The sequence below is a fragment of the Nocardioides euryhalodurans genome, assembly GCF_004564375.1.
Lineage (GTDB): Bacteria > Actinomycetota > Actinomycetes > Propionibacteriales > Nocardioidaceae > Nocardioides > Nocardioides euryhalodurans.
This window is the reverse complement of the sequence record NZ_CP038267.1, coordinates 103,392-118,114: the sequence shown is the minus strand read 5'-3', so window position 1 is coordinate 118,114 and position 14,723 is coordinate 103,392. Positions and strand designations below refer to the sequence as shown.

Annotated in this window: 15 protein-coding genes; 6 read left to right on the top strand and 9 right to left on the bottom strand. The window is 72.4% G+C overall.

The window, feature by feature from the left end:
- Complete coding sequence (locus tag EXE57_RS00540) at window positions 1–1,113, top strand: CapA family protein (protein WP_135073009.1); 1,113 nt, start codon at window positions 1–3, stop codon at window positions 1,111–1,113.
- Window positions 1,114–1,165: 52 nt separating this feature from the next.
- Here the strand turns inward: EXE57_RS00540 and EXE57_RS00535 are convergent, their stop codons facing one another.
- Entirely contained in the window at window positions 1,166–1,939 is a 774-nt protein-coding gene (locus EXE57_RS00535; protein WP_135073007.1) for a hypothetical protein, read from the bottom strand.
- Between the two features lie 115 nt (window positions 1,940–2,054).
- Window positions 2,055–3,056 carry a M28 family metallopeptidase gene (locus EXE57_RS00530; protein WP_135073005.1) on the bottom strand — a complete coding sequence of 334 codons (1,002 nt, stop codon included), beginning with the start codon at window positions 3,054–3,056 and terminating at the stop codon, window positions 2,055–2,057.
- 56 nt (window positions 3,057–3,112) lie between these two features.
- Between EXE57_RS00530 and EXE57_RS00525 the strand changes: the two genes are divergently transcribed.
- Both EXE57_RS00525 and EXE57_RS00520 read left to right on the top strand, forming a co-directional pair.
- Window positions 3,113–3,385: a hypothetical protein gene (locus tag EXE57_RS00525; RefSeq protein WP_208542923.1), complete on the top strand. Its 273-nt coding sequence runs from the start codon at window positions 3,113–3,115 to the stop codon at window positions 3,383–3,385.
- Window positions 3,386–3,415: 30 nt separating this feature from the next.
- Window positions 3,416–3,658 (top strand): hypothetical protein, encoded by a 243-nt coding sequence (locus EXE57_RS00520; protein ID WP_135073003.1) that lies wholly within the window; start codon window positions 3,416–3,418, stop codon window positions 3,656–3,658.
- 9 nt (window positions 3,659–3,667) lie between these two features.
- On the opposite strand, the gene EXE57_RS00515 is transcribed toward EXE57_RS00520, so the two are convergent.
- The 5 genes from EXE57_RS00515 to EXE57_RS00495 all read right to left on the bottom strand — a co-directional run bounded on the left by EXE57_RS00515 (window position 3,668) and on the right by EXE57_RS00495 (window position 7,578).
- Window positions 3,668–5,155 (bottom strand): RNA polymerase sigma factor, encoded by a 1,488-nt coding sequence (locus EXE57_RS00515; RefSeq protein ID WP_135073001.1) that lies wholly within the window; start codon window positions 5,153–5,155, stop codon window positions 3,668–3,670.
- Between the two features lie 97 nt (window positions 5,156–5,252).
- A complete protein-coding gene (locus tag EXE57_RS00510) occupies window positions 5,253–5,819 on the bottom strand; it encodes an HhH-GPD-type base excision DNA repair protein (RefSeq protein ID WP_135072999.1) in 567 nt (188 codons plus the stop codon).
- A gap of 13 nt (window positions 5,820–5,832) precedes the next feature.
- Window positions 5,833–6,300, bottom strand: coding sequence for a GNAT family N-acetyltransferase (locus EXE57_RS00505; RefSeq protein ID WP_208542921.1), 468 nt, complete (start codon window positions 6,298–6,300; stop codon window positions 5,833–5,835).
- A gap of 44 nt (window positions 6,301–6,344) precedes the next feature.
- A complete protein-coding gene (locus EXE57_RS00500) occupies window positions 6,345–7,001 on the bottom strand; it encodes a GAP family protein (protein WP_135072997.1) in 657 nt (218 codons plus the stop codon).
- Between the two features lie 172 nt (window positions 7,002–7,173).
- Window positions 7,174–7,578 (bottom strand): universal stress protein, encoded by a 405-nt coding sequence (locus tag EXE57_RS00495; RefSeq protein ID WP_135080453.1) that lies wholly within the window; start codon window positions 7,576–7,578, stop codon window positions 7,174–7,176.
- 125 nt (window positions 7,579–7,703) lie between these two features.
- On the opposite strand from EXE57_RS00495, the gene EXE57_RS00490 reads away from it, so the two are divergent.
- Window positions 7,704–8,111 (top strand): hypothetical protein, encoded by a 408-nt coding sequence (locus EXE57_RS00490; RefSeq protein ID WP_244246925.1) that lies wholly within the window; start codon window positions 7,704–7,706, stop codon window positions 8,109–8,111.
- Window positions 8,112–8,122: 11 nt separating this feature from the next.
- Here the strand turns inward: EXE57_RS00490 and EXE57_RS00485 are convergent, their stop codons facing one another.
- Window positions 8,123–9,586, bottom strand: a complete 1,464-nt coding sequence (locus EXE57_RS00485) for a glutamate-cysteine ligase family protein (RefSeq protein WP_135072995.1) — start codon at window positions 9,584–9,586, stop codon at window positions 8,123–8,125.
- A 41-nt stretch (window positions 9,587–9,627) separates the two neighbouring features.
- Window positions 9,628–10,554: a DUF4192 domain-containing protein gene (locus EXE57_RS00480; RefSeq protein WP_167305766.1), complete on the bottom strand. Its 927-nt coding sequence runs from the start codon at window positions 10,552–10,554 to the stop codon at window positions 9,628–9,630.
- A 145-nt stretch (window positions 10,555–10,699) separates the two neighbouring features.
- Between EXE57_RS00480 and EXE57_RS00475 the strand changes: the two genes are divergently transcribed.
- Together EXE57_RS00475 and EXE57_RS00470 are read left to right on the top strand one after the other, a co-directional pair.
- The gene (locus EXE57_RS00475; RefSeq protein WP_135072991.1) at window positions 10,700–12,016 is read left to right on the top strand and encodes a DNA polymerase IV; all 1,317 of its coding nucleotides are present in this window, start codon (window positions 10,700–10,702) and stop codon (window positions 12,014–12,016) included.
- A gap of 411 nt (window positions 12,017–12,427) precedes the next feature.
- Entirely contained in the window at window positions 12,428–14,614 is a 2,187-nt protein-coding gene (locus tag EXE57_RS00470; protein ID WP_135072989.1) for a S9 family peptidase, read from the top strand.
- The last annotated feature ends 109 nt before the right edge of the window (window positions 14,615–14,723 follow it).

Genomic DNA, 14,723 nt, shown 5'->3' with positions numbered 1-14,723 from the left:
GTGCACCGGGCGGCGGGTGCGCTGGCGGCAGCCGGGCTGCTGCTCGCCGCGTGCAGCCCGGCCGCCACGCCCGAGGCCGACCCCGGGGTCAGCAGCAGTCCCGCACCGACCACGGAGGCCCCCTCCCCGAGCGTCCCGCCCACCCCTCCGGAGCCGGAGCCACGACCGCCACTGACCCGGGTGCTGCTCGTCGGCGACATCATGCTCGGGAGAGGGGTGGCGGTGCCCGGCGACCCGGTGCACCCCCTGCGCTTCATGGCCGACCGGATCCGCAGCGCCGACCTCGCCGTCGGCAACCTGGAGAGCACGCTGGCCGACGACGGCCCGCCCCAGCAGGACCCGGTGACGGACTCCTTCGCCTCCCCTCCCGGCACCCTGCGCGGGCTCGCGGACCTGGGCTTCGACGCGATGTCCCTGGCCAACAACCACACCGGCGACTTCGGCGAGGCGATGCTGCTCGACGTCGTCGACCGGTTCGCGGCCGGGAGGGTGGTCGGTTTCGGCGCGGGCCGCGACCTGGCGGCGGCCAGCCGGCCTGCGGTGCTGACGCACGAGGGGGTCCGCTTCGGGTTCGTGGGGTTCAACGCGATCGGCGAGACGCCGAGGGCGACACCGGGCTCCCCCGGCGCACTGTCCGTGCGGATGCCACCGCGGACCGGCCCCCTCCAGCAGGCGGACCTCGACCACGTCCGTGACGTCGTACGTCGGCTGGCCGACCGGGTCGACGTCGTGGTGGTGCTCCCCCACTGGGGCAACCAGTACACCCACGTCGCCGAGCCGGTGCAGTCGCAGGTCGGGCGCGCGCTGGTCGGCGCCGGGGCCGACCTCGTCGTCGGCGGCCACCCCCACTGGGTCCAGGGCCTCGAGCCGGTCGGCGACGCCGTGATCGCCCACTCGCTGGGCAACTTCGTCTTCGACATGGACTTCTCCGAGCAGGCAATGGAGGGCGTCACGCTGACGGCCACCTTCCGCGGCGACCGGTTGGTCGACGTGGCGCTCGGGCCCTACCGGATGGGGGCGGACTTCGCCCCGCGCCCGGTCAGGGGCGAGGCGGCCGAGGCGATCCTCGCCGACGTGCGCGAGCACAGCCGCGGGCGGTTCCGCTCACCCTGACGGGGAAAGCCAGGGACCGCCTGGCCAGGGTGACCGGAACGCACGTCACGGATCAGGTGGTCCCGATCTTGAAGCGACGCGTCTTGATGACGTCGTCGTAGCGGGTGCACCATCCGTCGTCGCTCGCCGTGCAGGAGTCCTGCGACGTCTTGATGTTCACCTTGAAGTGCGGCCGCTTGCCGCTCTCCACGCGCACCCACCGGGTGATCGACGTGCGGCGCACCTGACGCATGCCCTTGGCCGTGTACTTCGTCCGGGCCTTGCCGATCTTGTCGCGCTTGAGCTCGGCGAAGTTCCCGCCGCAGAAGTTGACGTCCCCGGAGGCCGAAGCGCTCAGCCCCGGCACTCCCGCGCTCAGACCCACCGAGACCGGAGCGCAGTCGGTGTCCCTGCTGAAGGCCGTGCTCTCACCGGAGTCGACCAGCCGGTGCTTCTCGGTGACCAGGTTGATGTCGTACCACCCCAGGTTCGACGAACCCGAGGCGTTCGGGTTCCGCACGTCGGCGTAGATCATGTAGACGTCGTGCCTGAGGTTCTCGACCACCTTGTACGTCGTGAGCTTGACCTTCAGCGTGCCCTCGACCTTCCGGTAGCCGTGGTTGCACTTCTCACGCTTGTGCGTGGCTCCCGACGGCCCGGTCCAGTAGTGGACGCAGTTGTCCCGGGCATAGTTCTTGTAGGCGATCTTGAACATGCCCGAGGCTGGTTTGGATTGCTCGGCCCGCACCTGCTGGCCGACCGGGACGTCCGCCGACGACGGGACCGCCATGAGCATCCCGAGGACGACGAGCGAGGACAACGTGGTGATCGCTAGTCTCTTCAACATCGGGCGATCCTGCTCAGAGTCGGCACCCGATCTGAACCCCCGTCGCCGGAGAGTTATCCAGTTGTGACCGGCAACCAACAGACCTCTCCTCGCTGTACCGCGGGGGCGCCAGCGCTCACCCTGACGGGGAGAGCCACGCGAGCACGATCCGGCCGGTCCGCTGGAGCTGGGCACGGTCGACGACGGCCGGGACGTCGTCGGGCGAGTGGTAGGCGGCGTACGAGGTGCTGCCGAGGCGGGCGGCGGGGAGCCCGTCGCGGACGAAGGACCAGTGGTCGCTGCTGCGGCTCTCGGCCTCGGGGAGGGCGGCGACGCGGGCCCGCCGCGCCGCCTCCAGCAGGGACTGCTGGACCGGGTCGCTCGCCCCCGCGGACCCGACCGGCACGGTGGCGCCGACCCCGACCCGGTCCAGCGAGACCATGCCCTGCATGGCAGTGCGCTCGCGCCCGGTCATGGCGGCGACGTACGCGCGCGAGCCGTAGTGGTGGTCGTCGTCGGTCGGTCCCCGCGGCTCCTCGGCCCCGAAGGCGACCCACACGACCGGCAGCCGGGTGCGGCGCTGCGCCGCCGCGTGGGCTGCGGCCAGGAGCACGCCGACCCCCGAGGCGTTGTCCTCGGCACCCGGCGCCTGCGGGACCGTGTCGAGGTGGGCACCCACCACCAGGTGGGGGCGTGCCGGGTCGAAGCCGCGCGGGGTGGCGACGACGTTCACCGACGTGCCCGCCGGCACCGGCACCCCCCAGGAGACGCCCCCGGGGGCCCGGAAGCGCTGCTGCTCGACGCGGTAGCCGAGCCCCGCCAGCTCCGCGTCGACCCACCGGACGGCCCGGGCGAACGCCGGGCTGGTGCCGTGCCGGGGCCCGATGGTCCCCGCCAGGTGGCGTACGACGGCCTCGGCACGTCCCACCCGGAAGTCGTCGGCGCCCACCGGTGCCGGCCGCGGCTCCTCGGTGGTCGTCGGGCTGGAGGTCGGGTCGGCAGGGGTCGGCGTCGCCGGCGTCGACGGCGACGAGCTCGGGCTCGGGGGCCGGTCCGCGGGAGCTTCGGCGGCCGGTCCCCCGCAGCCGGCCAGCAGCACGACCGCCGCCGTCAGGGCGTACCCGGCTGCTCCCCGCATGCGGCGAACGCTACGCCGCCACACCAATGCGAACACGTGTTCGATAGTCTCCGGGGATGGCGGGAGGGATGCGACGACGCGAGCCGCTCGGCTCGGTGGCCGACCGCGTCGCCCGGTCCGGGACGCCGTCCGCCCCCGCTCCCGCGACCCCTCTGGTCAAGCACTGCTGGGTGGACGGGACGCACGGCCGCGTCGCAGGGCTGCTCCTGGCGTGGGAGCAGCGGGGGGACGGCTGGTGGGGGCGCGTGGTCCACCCCGTCGCGACCGACGCGGACGGCTGGGCGGTCGTGGTCGAGTGGGTGCCGGCCGCGCTCCTCGAGGGCGTGTGACCCGGCCTCGTCACCAGTAGGGTCCGGACCATGGCCGACGTCGAGCAGCCCCAGCCCTCCGACCCCACCGCCGCCGTGCAGGCGGCCGTGGACGCCGTCCTGACCCGTCACCGCGAGCACGGCGTCACCGACATCGCGGAGTCGCTCGAGCGCGAGCTGGCGCGCCGCGACGTCCAGATCGACGACGACGCCTGGCTCGCCGAGATGGCCGAGCACATCCGACGGGGCACAGCGGTCGTCTTCGGCGACGAGCCCGGGGGTGACGCGGGCTAACCCCTGCCCTCAGTCGAGGTAGTCGCGCAGCACCTGGGAGCGGCTCGGGTGACGCAGCTTCGACATCGTCTTCGACTCGATCTGGCGGATCCGCTCGCGGGTCACGCCGTAGACCTTGCCGATCTCGTCGAGGGTCTTGGGCTGGCCGTCGGTGAGGCCGAAGCGCATCGACACCACACCTGCCTCGCGCTCGGAGAGCGTGTCGAGGACGGCGTGCAGCTGCTCCTGGAGCAGCGTGAACGAGACCGCGTCGGCAGGGACGATCGCCTCGGAGTCCTCGATCAGGTCGCCGAACTCGGAGTCGCCGTCCTCGCCCAGCGGGGTGTGGAGCGAGATCGGCTCACGGCCGTACTTCTGGACCTCGATGACCTTCTCGGGGGTCATGTCGAGCTCCAGCGCCAGCTCCTCCGGCGTGGGCTCACGACCGAGGTCCTGCAGCATCTGCCGCTGCACGCGGGCCAGCTTGTTGATGACCTCGACCATGTGGACCGGGGTCCGGATGGTGCGGGCCTGGTCGGCCATCGCGCGGGTGATCGCCTGCCGGATCCACCAGGTGGCGTACGTGGAGAACTTGTAGCCCTTGGTGTAGTCGAACTTCTCGACCGCACGGATCAGACCGAGGTTGCCCTCCTGGATCAGGTCGAGGAAGAGCATGCCGCGGCCGGTGTAGCGCTTGGCCAGCGAGACCACGAGCCGGAGGTTGGCCTCGAGCAGGTGGTTCTTGGCGCGGCGACCGTCCTCGGCGATCCACTCGAGCTCCTCGAGGACCTTGGGCGTGATCTTGCCGCCCTTGGCGAGCTTCTCGTCGCTGAAGAGGCCGGCCTCGATCCGCTTGGCGAGCTCGACCTCCATCTCGGCGTTGAGGAGCGGCACCTTGCCGATCTGCTTGAGGTAGTCCTTGACGGGGTCGGCGGTGGCACCGGCGACGGTGACCTGCTGCTCGGGCTCCCCGGAGTCGTCGGCGTCGGAGACGACGAACGACGCCTCCTTCTCGTCCTCCTTGATGGTGGGGTCCGCGACGACGTCCTTCTCGAACTGCTCGTCCGGCAGGTCGGGCAGCACCTTCTTGCCGTCGGGGCCGACCACCACGGTCTCGACGGCCGCCGCGCCGGTCGCCTTGCCGGCGGCCTTCTTGGCAGGAGCCTTCTTGGCCGCAGCCTTCTTGGCGACGGGCTCGGCGGACTTGGTGGCAGCCTTCTTGGCCGCAGGCTTGGCGGCGGCCTTCTTGGCCGCGCTGGCACTCGTGGTCTTGCGCGTCGAGGTCGCCGCGACGGCACGGCCGCCGACGGGGATGCTCACGGAGATGCCCTCGCCGCTGAGGTGCGCCAGCAGCGCCTTGAGGTGGCGCGGCTCGACGGCCGCCTCCTCACTGGCCTGCCGGACGTCCTCGGGCGTGATGCTTCCGGTAGGTCGACCTCGCTCGATGAGAGCCAGCACGGCGGGGTGGGCCAGCACCTCGGCGGGGATGGACTTGCGCGCGTTCGAGGACACGAACACCTCTCGTCAGGGGCCAACGGGCGCGGCAAAGCCCGGTGTAGTCAAGAGCCGCGTGCTCATTCTGCCACGCACCCCGTCACGTCTCGAAGCCGGCGGGTCAGCGAGCGGCCTTGGCCGCCGCCTTCATCTGTTTCTTGTGGTCGCGGACCTTCTGCAACGAGGCCGGGTCGACCACGTCGGCGACCGACCGGTAGCCCTCCTCGGAGTACGCGCCGACCTGCTGCTCCCAGCCCTCGGGCCGGACGCCGAGCTGCTTGGCCAGCAGCGTCACGAAGATCTGCGCCTTCTGCTTCCCGAACCCCGGCAGCGCCTGGACCCGCTTCATCAGGTCCTTCGCGTCGGCCGCCTCGGTCCAGATCCGGGCGGCGTCGCCGCCGTAGGTGTCCTCGACGATCCGGGCGACCTCCTGCATCCGGGCGGCCATGGAGCCCGGGAAGCGGTGGATGGCCGGCGGGGTCGCGCACAGTGACGCGAAAGCCTCCGGTTCGGCGGCGGCGATCGCCGCCGGCTCGAAGGACCCGAACCGGTCCAGCACCTTGGCCGGGCCGCGGAACGCGTGCTCCATCGGGTACTGCTGGTCGAGCATCATGCCCACCAGCAGCGCGAAGGGGCTCTCGGTGAGGACCTGGTCGGCGGCGTCGTCGCCGGTGATGTGGATGGCCATGGGAGCCATCCTCTCAAGGACGCAGCTCGTGGGTCACGTAGTGCAGCTGCTCTGGTCCCGGACGTGTCCGTGTCGTCGCCGTCCAGCCACGCCGCTCGTAGAACGCGATCGCGCGGGGGTTGCCGGCCCACACCTCCAGGACGCCCCTCTCACCGGGACGACGGTCGTCCGCGAACGCGTCGTACAGGCGCGAGCCGATGCCCCGGCCGACGCGATCCGGGTGCACGTACAGCGACGTCAGCTCCAGGGTCGGGACCGGGTCGCTGACCCGGGTCGTAGTGACGAACCCGACCACGCCGTCGGCGGACTCCGCGACGTACGTCGAGCGCTCCGACTCGCACAGGAACCGGGCCCAGAACGCTTCACGCCCGTCGTCGGGGTTCGGGACGGTCCCGTAGTAGGAGGCCCGTGACAGCCGGTGGACGCCGGCGATCGCACCGGCGTCCGATCCGGTCGCCGGGCGCAGCTGGACGTCGTCCACGCGGTGAGTCAACCACTGGTGGCCGCAGGACCGGCGCCCGCGCGTCACAGCCCGGCGAGGCGGAGGATGCCCCGCACGACGAAGAACCCGCCGGCGGCCACGATCAGCAAGGTGACGAGGAGGCGCCCGTGCCGGTCGATCAGGCGCTGCATCCGGGCGAGCAGCCTGCTCGCCGGTCCGGGCGCCACCGACGTGAGGGCCACCGGGCCCCAGGCCGGCAGGCAGACGACGCCGACGAGCAGCAACGCTGCCGTGACGTGCTCCCAGACCGCGAGGGGGCTGGCTGCGATCTCCTTCGCCGCCGGGACGACCAGGGCCAGCGTGGTGACGTTGGTGGCCATCGAGAAGGCCCCGAACGCGAAGGCACCGGCCGGGGTCAACGGTCGGTGTGAGCGCTCCTTCGTCCGGCGACGCCCGGGATGCCACACGCCCAGCACCGCGGCGAGTGCCAGGAGGAGTCCCCCGATGAGCAGGTCGAGCGAGGCGTCCAGCTGCGGGGCCCGAGGCAGGGACAGGCTCCGCCCCAGCAGCAGGACGGCCCCGACGAGGCCCGCGAGCACCGTCCCGGTGCCGGCCGCGTACAGGGCAGCCGTACGGCGGCCCCGTGGACCGGCGAGCAGCACCGCCTGCTCGGTCACCATGACCGGGCTCACCGCCGCCGCGAGCCCCAGTGGCAGCACGACGATCAGCAGGTGCAGCACGGCTCCACGCTATCGAGGCCCGGGCTGCTCACCGCGCCGATCGGCCTGCCGGTGACTCCGTCGCGCCGTGGGACGACGCGATCCCGACGCCTCCCACGCGTTGCAACGGCTGGGACGTGCATGAATCCCCGGCTGGCCGGGGATTCATGCAGGACGTTGGCCAGAGATCAGGTCAGGAGTCGGCCTTGACCGCCAGCACCGGGCACTTGGCGTCCAGCAGGATGCGCTGGGCGTTGCTGCCGAGGATCAGCTTGCCGACCGGCGAGCGGCGGCGCAGCCCGATCACGATCAGCTCGGCGCCCGCGGCGTCGGCGATGCTGATCAGGTCCTCGGCCGGCTCGAAACCGCGCACCAGCTTGCGGAGCTCGTGCTCCACACCGGCAGCGTCGAGCTTGGCCTTGACGGACTCCATGTCCTTGTCGACCCGGGCCGACTCGACGTCGTCGAGCTCACCGCCACCGCGATGGGAGTTGACCACCACGACGCGGGCACCGCGCAGCTTCGCCTCCTCGATCGCCCGGTCGAGCGCCGCCTCGCCCTCCGGCTTCGGAACGAAGCCCACCACCACGGTCCCCATCGACTCCTCCTCCTGACGACGCATGGGCGACTCTGCCCACCTCCGGCACGCTACCGAAAACCACGGCGCAGCGGCACCTGTGGACGCCCGACACGCCCCGGCAGTGTCTCGGGCAGGCTGGCGTCGTGCCCCAGCTCCTGGACTCGGCCGACGCCGTGACGCTGCGCAGGGCGCGCGCAGCGGTGCGTGCCCACGCGACGACCGAGCGGCGCCGCAGGTTCGCACCGCTGCTCCACCTCGGTGTCCCGGGAGCCGCCTCCCTGTCCGTGGCCGCCCATCCCGCGACCACCGACCACGCCCTGCGGTGCGACCTGGTGGCGGCGATGCTGGCGCGCCACGACGGAGAGCACCTGCTGTGGCTGACCCGGCCCGGTGAGCTGGAGCTCCACGACACCGACGCGGCCTGGTTGTCGGCGGCGCTGGCGGCGTACGCGGAGGCGGGTCGGGACCTCACCTTCGTCGTCGTCACCCGCCACGGCTGGTGGGACCCGCGCAGCGACGTACGCCGGGTCTGGCAGCGGATCCGACGCTGAGCCCGACGGGGTCACTCCCAGGTGTGGACCGGCTCGTTGGTGTGCATGTTGGCGCGGTAGTCCTCGAGCGTCGTGCGGAGCGCGTCGTAGCGGTCGAGGTCGCTGCGTGCCTGCATCCGGCGGGCGAACCACTCGGCGCCGTTGACCCCGCTGAGGCAGCGCCCCTCGATGATCCCGAGGTAGCGGTCGATCTCCGCCTCGGGCACGCCCCAGGCGGCGAGGCCGGCGCGGGCCATCGGGAGCAGCTTGCGCAGCACCAGCTCGGTCGCGGCCACCTGCCCCACCCCGGGCCAGTAGACCTGGGTCTCGATGCCGAACTCGGCCGCCGCGTGGAAGTTCTCCTCCGCCGCGGAGAAGGACATCTGGGACCACAGCGGCCGCTCGTCCTCGGCCAGGGCGCGCACCAGGCCGAAGTAGAACGCCGCGTTGGCCATCATGTCGGCCACCGTGGGGCCGGAGCCCAGGCAGCGGTTCTCGACCCGCAGGTGGGGCACCCCGTCGGCGATGTCGTAGACCGGCCGGTTCCAGCGGTAGATCGTGCCGTTGTGGAGACGCAGCTCGTGCAGCTGCGGGACTCCCCCGGTCTCGAGCACCTCGAGCGGGTCCTCGTCCTCGGTGATGGGCAGCAGCGCGGGGTAGTAGCGGACGTTCTCCTCGAAGAGGTCGAAGACGGAGTTGATCCATCGCTCGCCGAACCACACCCGAGGCCGGACCCCCTGCGCCTTCAGCTCCTCGCTACGGGTGTCGGTGGCCTGCTCGAAGAGCGGGATCCGGGTCTCGCGCCACAGCTCCTTGCCGAGGAGGTACGGCGCGTTGGCGCCGAGCGCCACCTGGATGCCGGCGAAGGCCTGCGAGGCGTTCCAGTAGGCCGCGAACTGCTCGGGTGAGGTCTGGACGTGGATCTGCATGCTGGTGCAGGCGGCCTCGGGGACGATCGAGTCGGCCGTGGTGGCCAGCCGCTCCGGGCCGGTGATGCTGATCGAGATGTCCTCGCCGCGGGCGTCCATGATCTGCTCGCTGAGCAGTCGGTAACGCGGGTTCGGCGTGATGCTGTCGAGCCCCAGGTGGCCCTCGGCGAGGGTCGGCAGGATGCCGATCATCACCATGTGGGCGTCGACCTCGGAGGACTTCTGCTCTGCATCGTTGAGACTCCGGCGCAGCGTGTCCTCGAAGGTCGTGAGGCCGCCCTCGCGGAGCTTGGCGGGAGGCACGTTGATCTCGAGGTTGAACTGACCGAGCTCGGTGACGAAGTCGGGGTCGGCGATCGCCTCGAGGGCGGCCGTGTTCTTGAGCGCGGGGTCGCCGCGGTCGTCGACCAGGTTGAGCTCGACCTCGAGGCCGACCATCGGGTCGTCGGTGTCGAAGCGGGCGTCGCGCAGCATCCGTGCGAACACGTCGAGGCACCGGCGTACCTTCTCGCGGTGCCGCGTGCGGTCGGCCCGCGAGAACTCCTGTGCCTCGACCTCTTCACCCATGGCTCGAACCCTAGGGGTGGATCCAGCCCGGGGCGAGAGTCTCAGGGGACGGACCGTTGGCGGCGGCACGCGTCCTCCCACTGCGCCGGGGAGATGGCAGCGGTCAGGACGTCGGCGACCAGGGCCGCCAGCGAGTGGCCCGGGTCGGCCTCGCGGGCCCGGTCGACGGCGCACCACGCGAGGGCCCCGTCACCGGCGATCCACGCCGCGAACGCGAGCACGGCCGCCGCGTGGGGCACCAGCTCCTCGGGCGCGCAGCGGACCAGCGCCTCCCACAGGCGTACGTCGTCGCGGGCCGACCCTCGACGCACCCGTCCCCATGCCACGTCGCGCACCGACGGGTCCGCGATCGCCTCGAGCAGCCGGGCGGCCTCCCGCGCCGGGAGCGGGTCGTCCCGGCCCACCCGGCGGTCGAGCAGCTGCTCCACCCACGCCGCGGACCCCGGACGACCGGTGCGTGCCGCCTCGACCTCCGCGACGGCGACCGGGTCCGGCCGGAGGGTGGCCGCCAGCGCCGCCCGTGAGCGGTGGAGCACCCGGCCCTCCAGGACCGCGCCGGCGACGAACGCGTGGCCGGACAGGTCGTAGGGCACCCCACCGGCGGCACCGGGAGGGCAACCCCGCAGGGAGAACCAGCGGCCCCCGTCGACGCGCAGCGCCTCGACGAGCCGGGGCGCCGCCCTCCCGCGCTGCTCCAGCCGGGCGACGACCTCACGCGCCAGGGCGTCGTCGCCGGTGTAGAGCAGGAACACCGCCGCCTCCGCCCCGTGGCGCACCGCCGGCTCGAGCAGCACCGCCAGCACCTCCGCGACGTCTCGCGGGTCGTCAGGCAGGTCGACGCGGGCATGGAAGGCGTGGGCGGCCCCGAGGGTCAGCATCACGATCGAGTCTGCCGGCTCGAAGCCGAGCACGAAGGGGACGACGGCGAGGAGGTCCTCGGGAGAGCGGGCGGTGAGGGTCGTGGTCATGGAGCCACGGTCCCGGCCCGGGACGACACGGAGGCCGGATCGCCGGGCGGGCTGTGGACAACCCGACACGGGTGGTGGGCTGTGGACACTTCGTGGCCCGCCCCGACCGCGCGGACGTGGGGGCGGTGACGGGTAGGTTGCGCCCATGCGGCAGGTCGCGTCGGTGCTCCACCTCGACCTCGACGCCTTCTTCGCCGCCGTCGAGCAGCGCGACAAGCCCTCGCTGCGCGGCAAGCCGGTCGTCGTCGGGGGCGTCGGGGGCCGGGGCGTCGTCTCGACGGCCTCCTACGAGGCCCGGACCTACGGCGTGCGTTCGGCCATGTCGACCCGCGAGGCGCGCTCCCGCTGCCCCCACGCGGCGTTCCTGACCGGTCGCTTCCACGCCTACCACGCGACCAGCCGTGCCGTGATGGCCGCGCTGCGCGAGGTCTCGCCCCTGGTCGAGCCGCTCTCGCTGGACGAGGCGTTCGTCGACCTCGCCGCCGCGGACCTGCCCGACCTCGAGGTCGAGACCGTGCGTGCGGTGGGTGAGCGGCTGCGCGCCCGGGTGCACGAGGTCACCGGCGGCCTCACCGCCTCGGTGGGGATCGGCACGAGCAAGTTCATCGCCAAGGTGGCCAGCGACCTCGACAAGCCCGACGGACTGGTGGTCGTCCCGCCCGGGGGCGAACAGCAGCTGCTGCGCCCGATGCACGTCACGATCATCCCCGGCGTCGGCCCCGCCACGGCCGAGCGGCTGCGCCGCGCCGGGATCCACACCGTCGCCGACCTCGAGTCGGTGACCCTCGACGAGCTGGTCCGGCTCCTGGGCCGCGCCCACGGCGGCGGCCTGCACGCCCTGGCCCGCGCCCGCGACGACCGCGCGGTCGAGCCGGAGCGCGAGACCAAGTCGGTCTCGGTCGAGGGCACCTACGACACCGACCTCACCGACCCCCGGCTGCTGGCGGGGCTGCTCACGCGCCAGGCGGGCCAGGTGGCCGAGCGGCTCCGCAAGCACGGCCTCTCCGGACGGACGGTCACCATCAAGGTGCGGCTCCACGACTTCACGACGCTCAACCGCTCGGCCACGCTCGGGTCCCCCACCGACCACGCCCCGACCATCGGCCGCGTCGCCCGCACGCTGCTGGCCGAGCTCGACACCTCCGACGGCGTACGCCTGCTCGGCGTCGGCGTCTCGGGGCTGGCCGACTGGGTGCAGGAGGACCTGTTCGGCACCGAGGAGGACGACGAGGACCCCGAGCCGGAGGTCGAGGTGCCGAGCAGCCGACGCTCGGCCTGGGCGCCTGGCATGGACGTGGTGCACGCCGACCTCGGACGGGGCTGGGTCTGGGGCTCCGGGCGCGGGGTGGTGACGGTGCGCTTCGAGACCGCCGAGACGCCCGCGGGACCGGTGCGCTCCTTCGACGTGACCGATCCGGACCTCGCCGCCTGGCTGCCCGACGAGGAGGTGAACGACGGGTGACGACCTCGGCGGCGGGCTTGCCCGCCGCAGGGTCGCCCGGTCAGGATGGTCGCGAAATAGGGTGAGGGGCTCTTGGTGGTATGAGCATCAAGAGCCCCTCGGCTTGACCGGTGTCGTGACGCCCGGTCCACCGAACCGGTCCTCCGACCCCGCCGCCCCCGTCACCGGGCCGACGCGGCGAACAAGTCGCCGTGCAGGTCGTCCTTCCGATCCGATCCCCGACCCCCGCAAGCGGTGGCCGGTAGGGAGATGTCTACGGGCTGCCAGGCGCCCGCGCAAGGGTTTCGCAGCACATTCCCGCGGTCCCACAGGGCCCTCCACAGACCCGGCCCCGACGTCCACAGGCTGGGCCTCCTCGTCCACAGTTCGGCGGGTCTTCTGTGGAGGGAGGCCCGCGCTAGCGTTCCCCTCATGGACGCACCCGTAGCCGAGCGCCGCCCGCTCACGACGACCCACCACGGCCGGACCCGCGTCGACGAGTACGACTGGCTCCGGGCCAAGGACGACCCGGCCGTGACGGCGTACCTCACCGCGGAGAACGACCACACCCGCGAGGCGACCGCGCACCTGGCCGGGCTCCGCCAGGCGATCTTCGACGAGGTGAAGGCGCGCACCCTGGAGACCGACCTCTCGGTGCCCACCCGCCGCCGCGGCTACTGGTACTACGGCCGCTCCTTCGAGGGTCGCGAGTACGGCGCCAGCTGCCGCGTCCCGGTGGTCGACGAGGCCGACTGGACCCCGCCACGCCCCGCCGAGGACTGCGCGCCCGACCAGCCCGCCCTGCCCGGCGAGGAGGTGATGCTCGACCTCGACGCACTGGCCGAGGGCCACGAGTTCTTCTCCCTGGGCGGCTCCTCGGTCAGCACCGACGGCCGGCTGCTCGCCTACAGCACCGACACGACCGGCGACGAGCGCTACACCGTCCGGGTCAAGGACCTCGCCAGCGGCGAGCTGCTGCCCGACGAGATCGTCGGTGTGCTCGGCGGCGCCACCTGGTCCCCCTCCGGTGAGGAGTTCTTCTACTCCACCGTCGACGAGACGTGGCGGCCCGACAAGATCTGGCGACACCGGCTCGGCACGGCCCAGGCCGACGACGAGCTCGTCCACCACGAGACCGACGGGCGGTTCTGGGTCGGCATCGGTCGGACCCGCAGCGACCGCTTCCTGCAGGTCGTCTCCGGCTCCAAGACCACGACCGAGGTCCGGCTGCTCGACCTGGAGCGGCCCGAGCAGGGCCTGTGGGTCTTCACCGAGCGCCGCGAGGGCCTGGAGTACGGCGTCGAGCACGCCCGGATCGGCGGCGAGGACGTGCTGCTGGTGCTCCACAACCACACCGGACCCGACTTCGCGCTCGGGATCGCACCTGTCGCGCCCACCGAGCCCGACCAGTGGCGGCCGCTGATCGCCCACGACGCCGCCTGCCGCCTCGAGGACGTGGACGCCTTCGCCGGCCACCTGGTCGTCCACCAGCGCAGCGAGGGGCTGACCCAGCTGCGGATCCTGACGCTGGACGACGCGGGCGTCGGCGAGGACTTCCTCGTCGAGTTCGACGAGGAGATCTACACGGTCGGCTCGTCGGGCAACCCCGACTTCCACGCTCCCGTGGTGCGGCTGGGCTACACCTCGATGACGATCCCCGCCTCCGTCTACGACTTCGACGTCGCGGCCCGGACGCTCACCCTGCTGCGCCGCACCCCGGTGCTGGGCGGCTACTCCCCCGCCGACTACGAGGAGCACCGGCTCTGGGCCACCGCCGGCGACGGCGAGCAGGTCCCGATCTCCTTCGTCTGCCGTCGCGGCGCGCTGGCGGACGGGCCGATCCCGGTGCTGCTCTACGGCTACGGCTCCTACGAGGCCTCGATGGACCCCTACTTCTCGATCGCACGGCTCTCGCTGCTCGACCGCGGCGCCGGGTTCGCGATCGCCCACGTGCGGGGCGGAGGCGAGATGGGCCGCCGCTGGTACGACGACGGCAAGCTGCTCCGCAAGCAGAACACCTTCGACGACTTCGTCGCCTGTGCCCGCCACCTCGTCGACACCGGCTGGACCACGGCCGATCGTCTGGTCGCGGAGGGTGGCAGCGCGGGCGGGCTGCTGATGGGCGCAATCGCCAACCGGGCGCCCGAGACCTTCGCGGGGATCGTCGCGGGCGTGCCGTTCGTTGACAACCTGACCTCGATGCTCGACTCGACGCTGCCGCTCACCGTCACCGAGTACGACGAGTGGGGCAACCCGGAGGCCGATCCGGAGGCCTACGACTACATCGCCGGCTACGCGCCGTACGACAACGTCGCGGCCCTCGACTACCCGCCGATCCTCGCCGAGACGTCCTTCCACGACACCCGGGTCCTCTACGTCGAGCCCGCGAAGTGGATCGCACGGCTGCGGGCCACGGCCGTCGGCAGGCGCGACTTCCTCCTGCGGACCGAGATGTCGGCCGGTCACGGCGGGGTCTCCGGGCGCTACAAGTCCTGGCACGACCGCGCCTTCACCTTGGCCTGGATCCTCGACCGGATGGGCCTCGCGGAGCCTGCGGGCGGCCCGCTGACCAGCCCGGAATCGGCCCCGGTCGTCGAGGGGGCCCTGAGAAGTCCCTGAGATTCCGCCTGATCCGCAACTTCTGCGCGTGCCCACCCGTCGTTTGGGGCAAGGACACCGAATCACGTCCAGGGAATCAGCCCGGCACGGGATTCGTTGGCACAGGTGA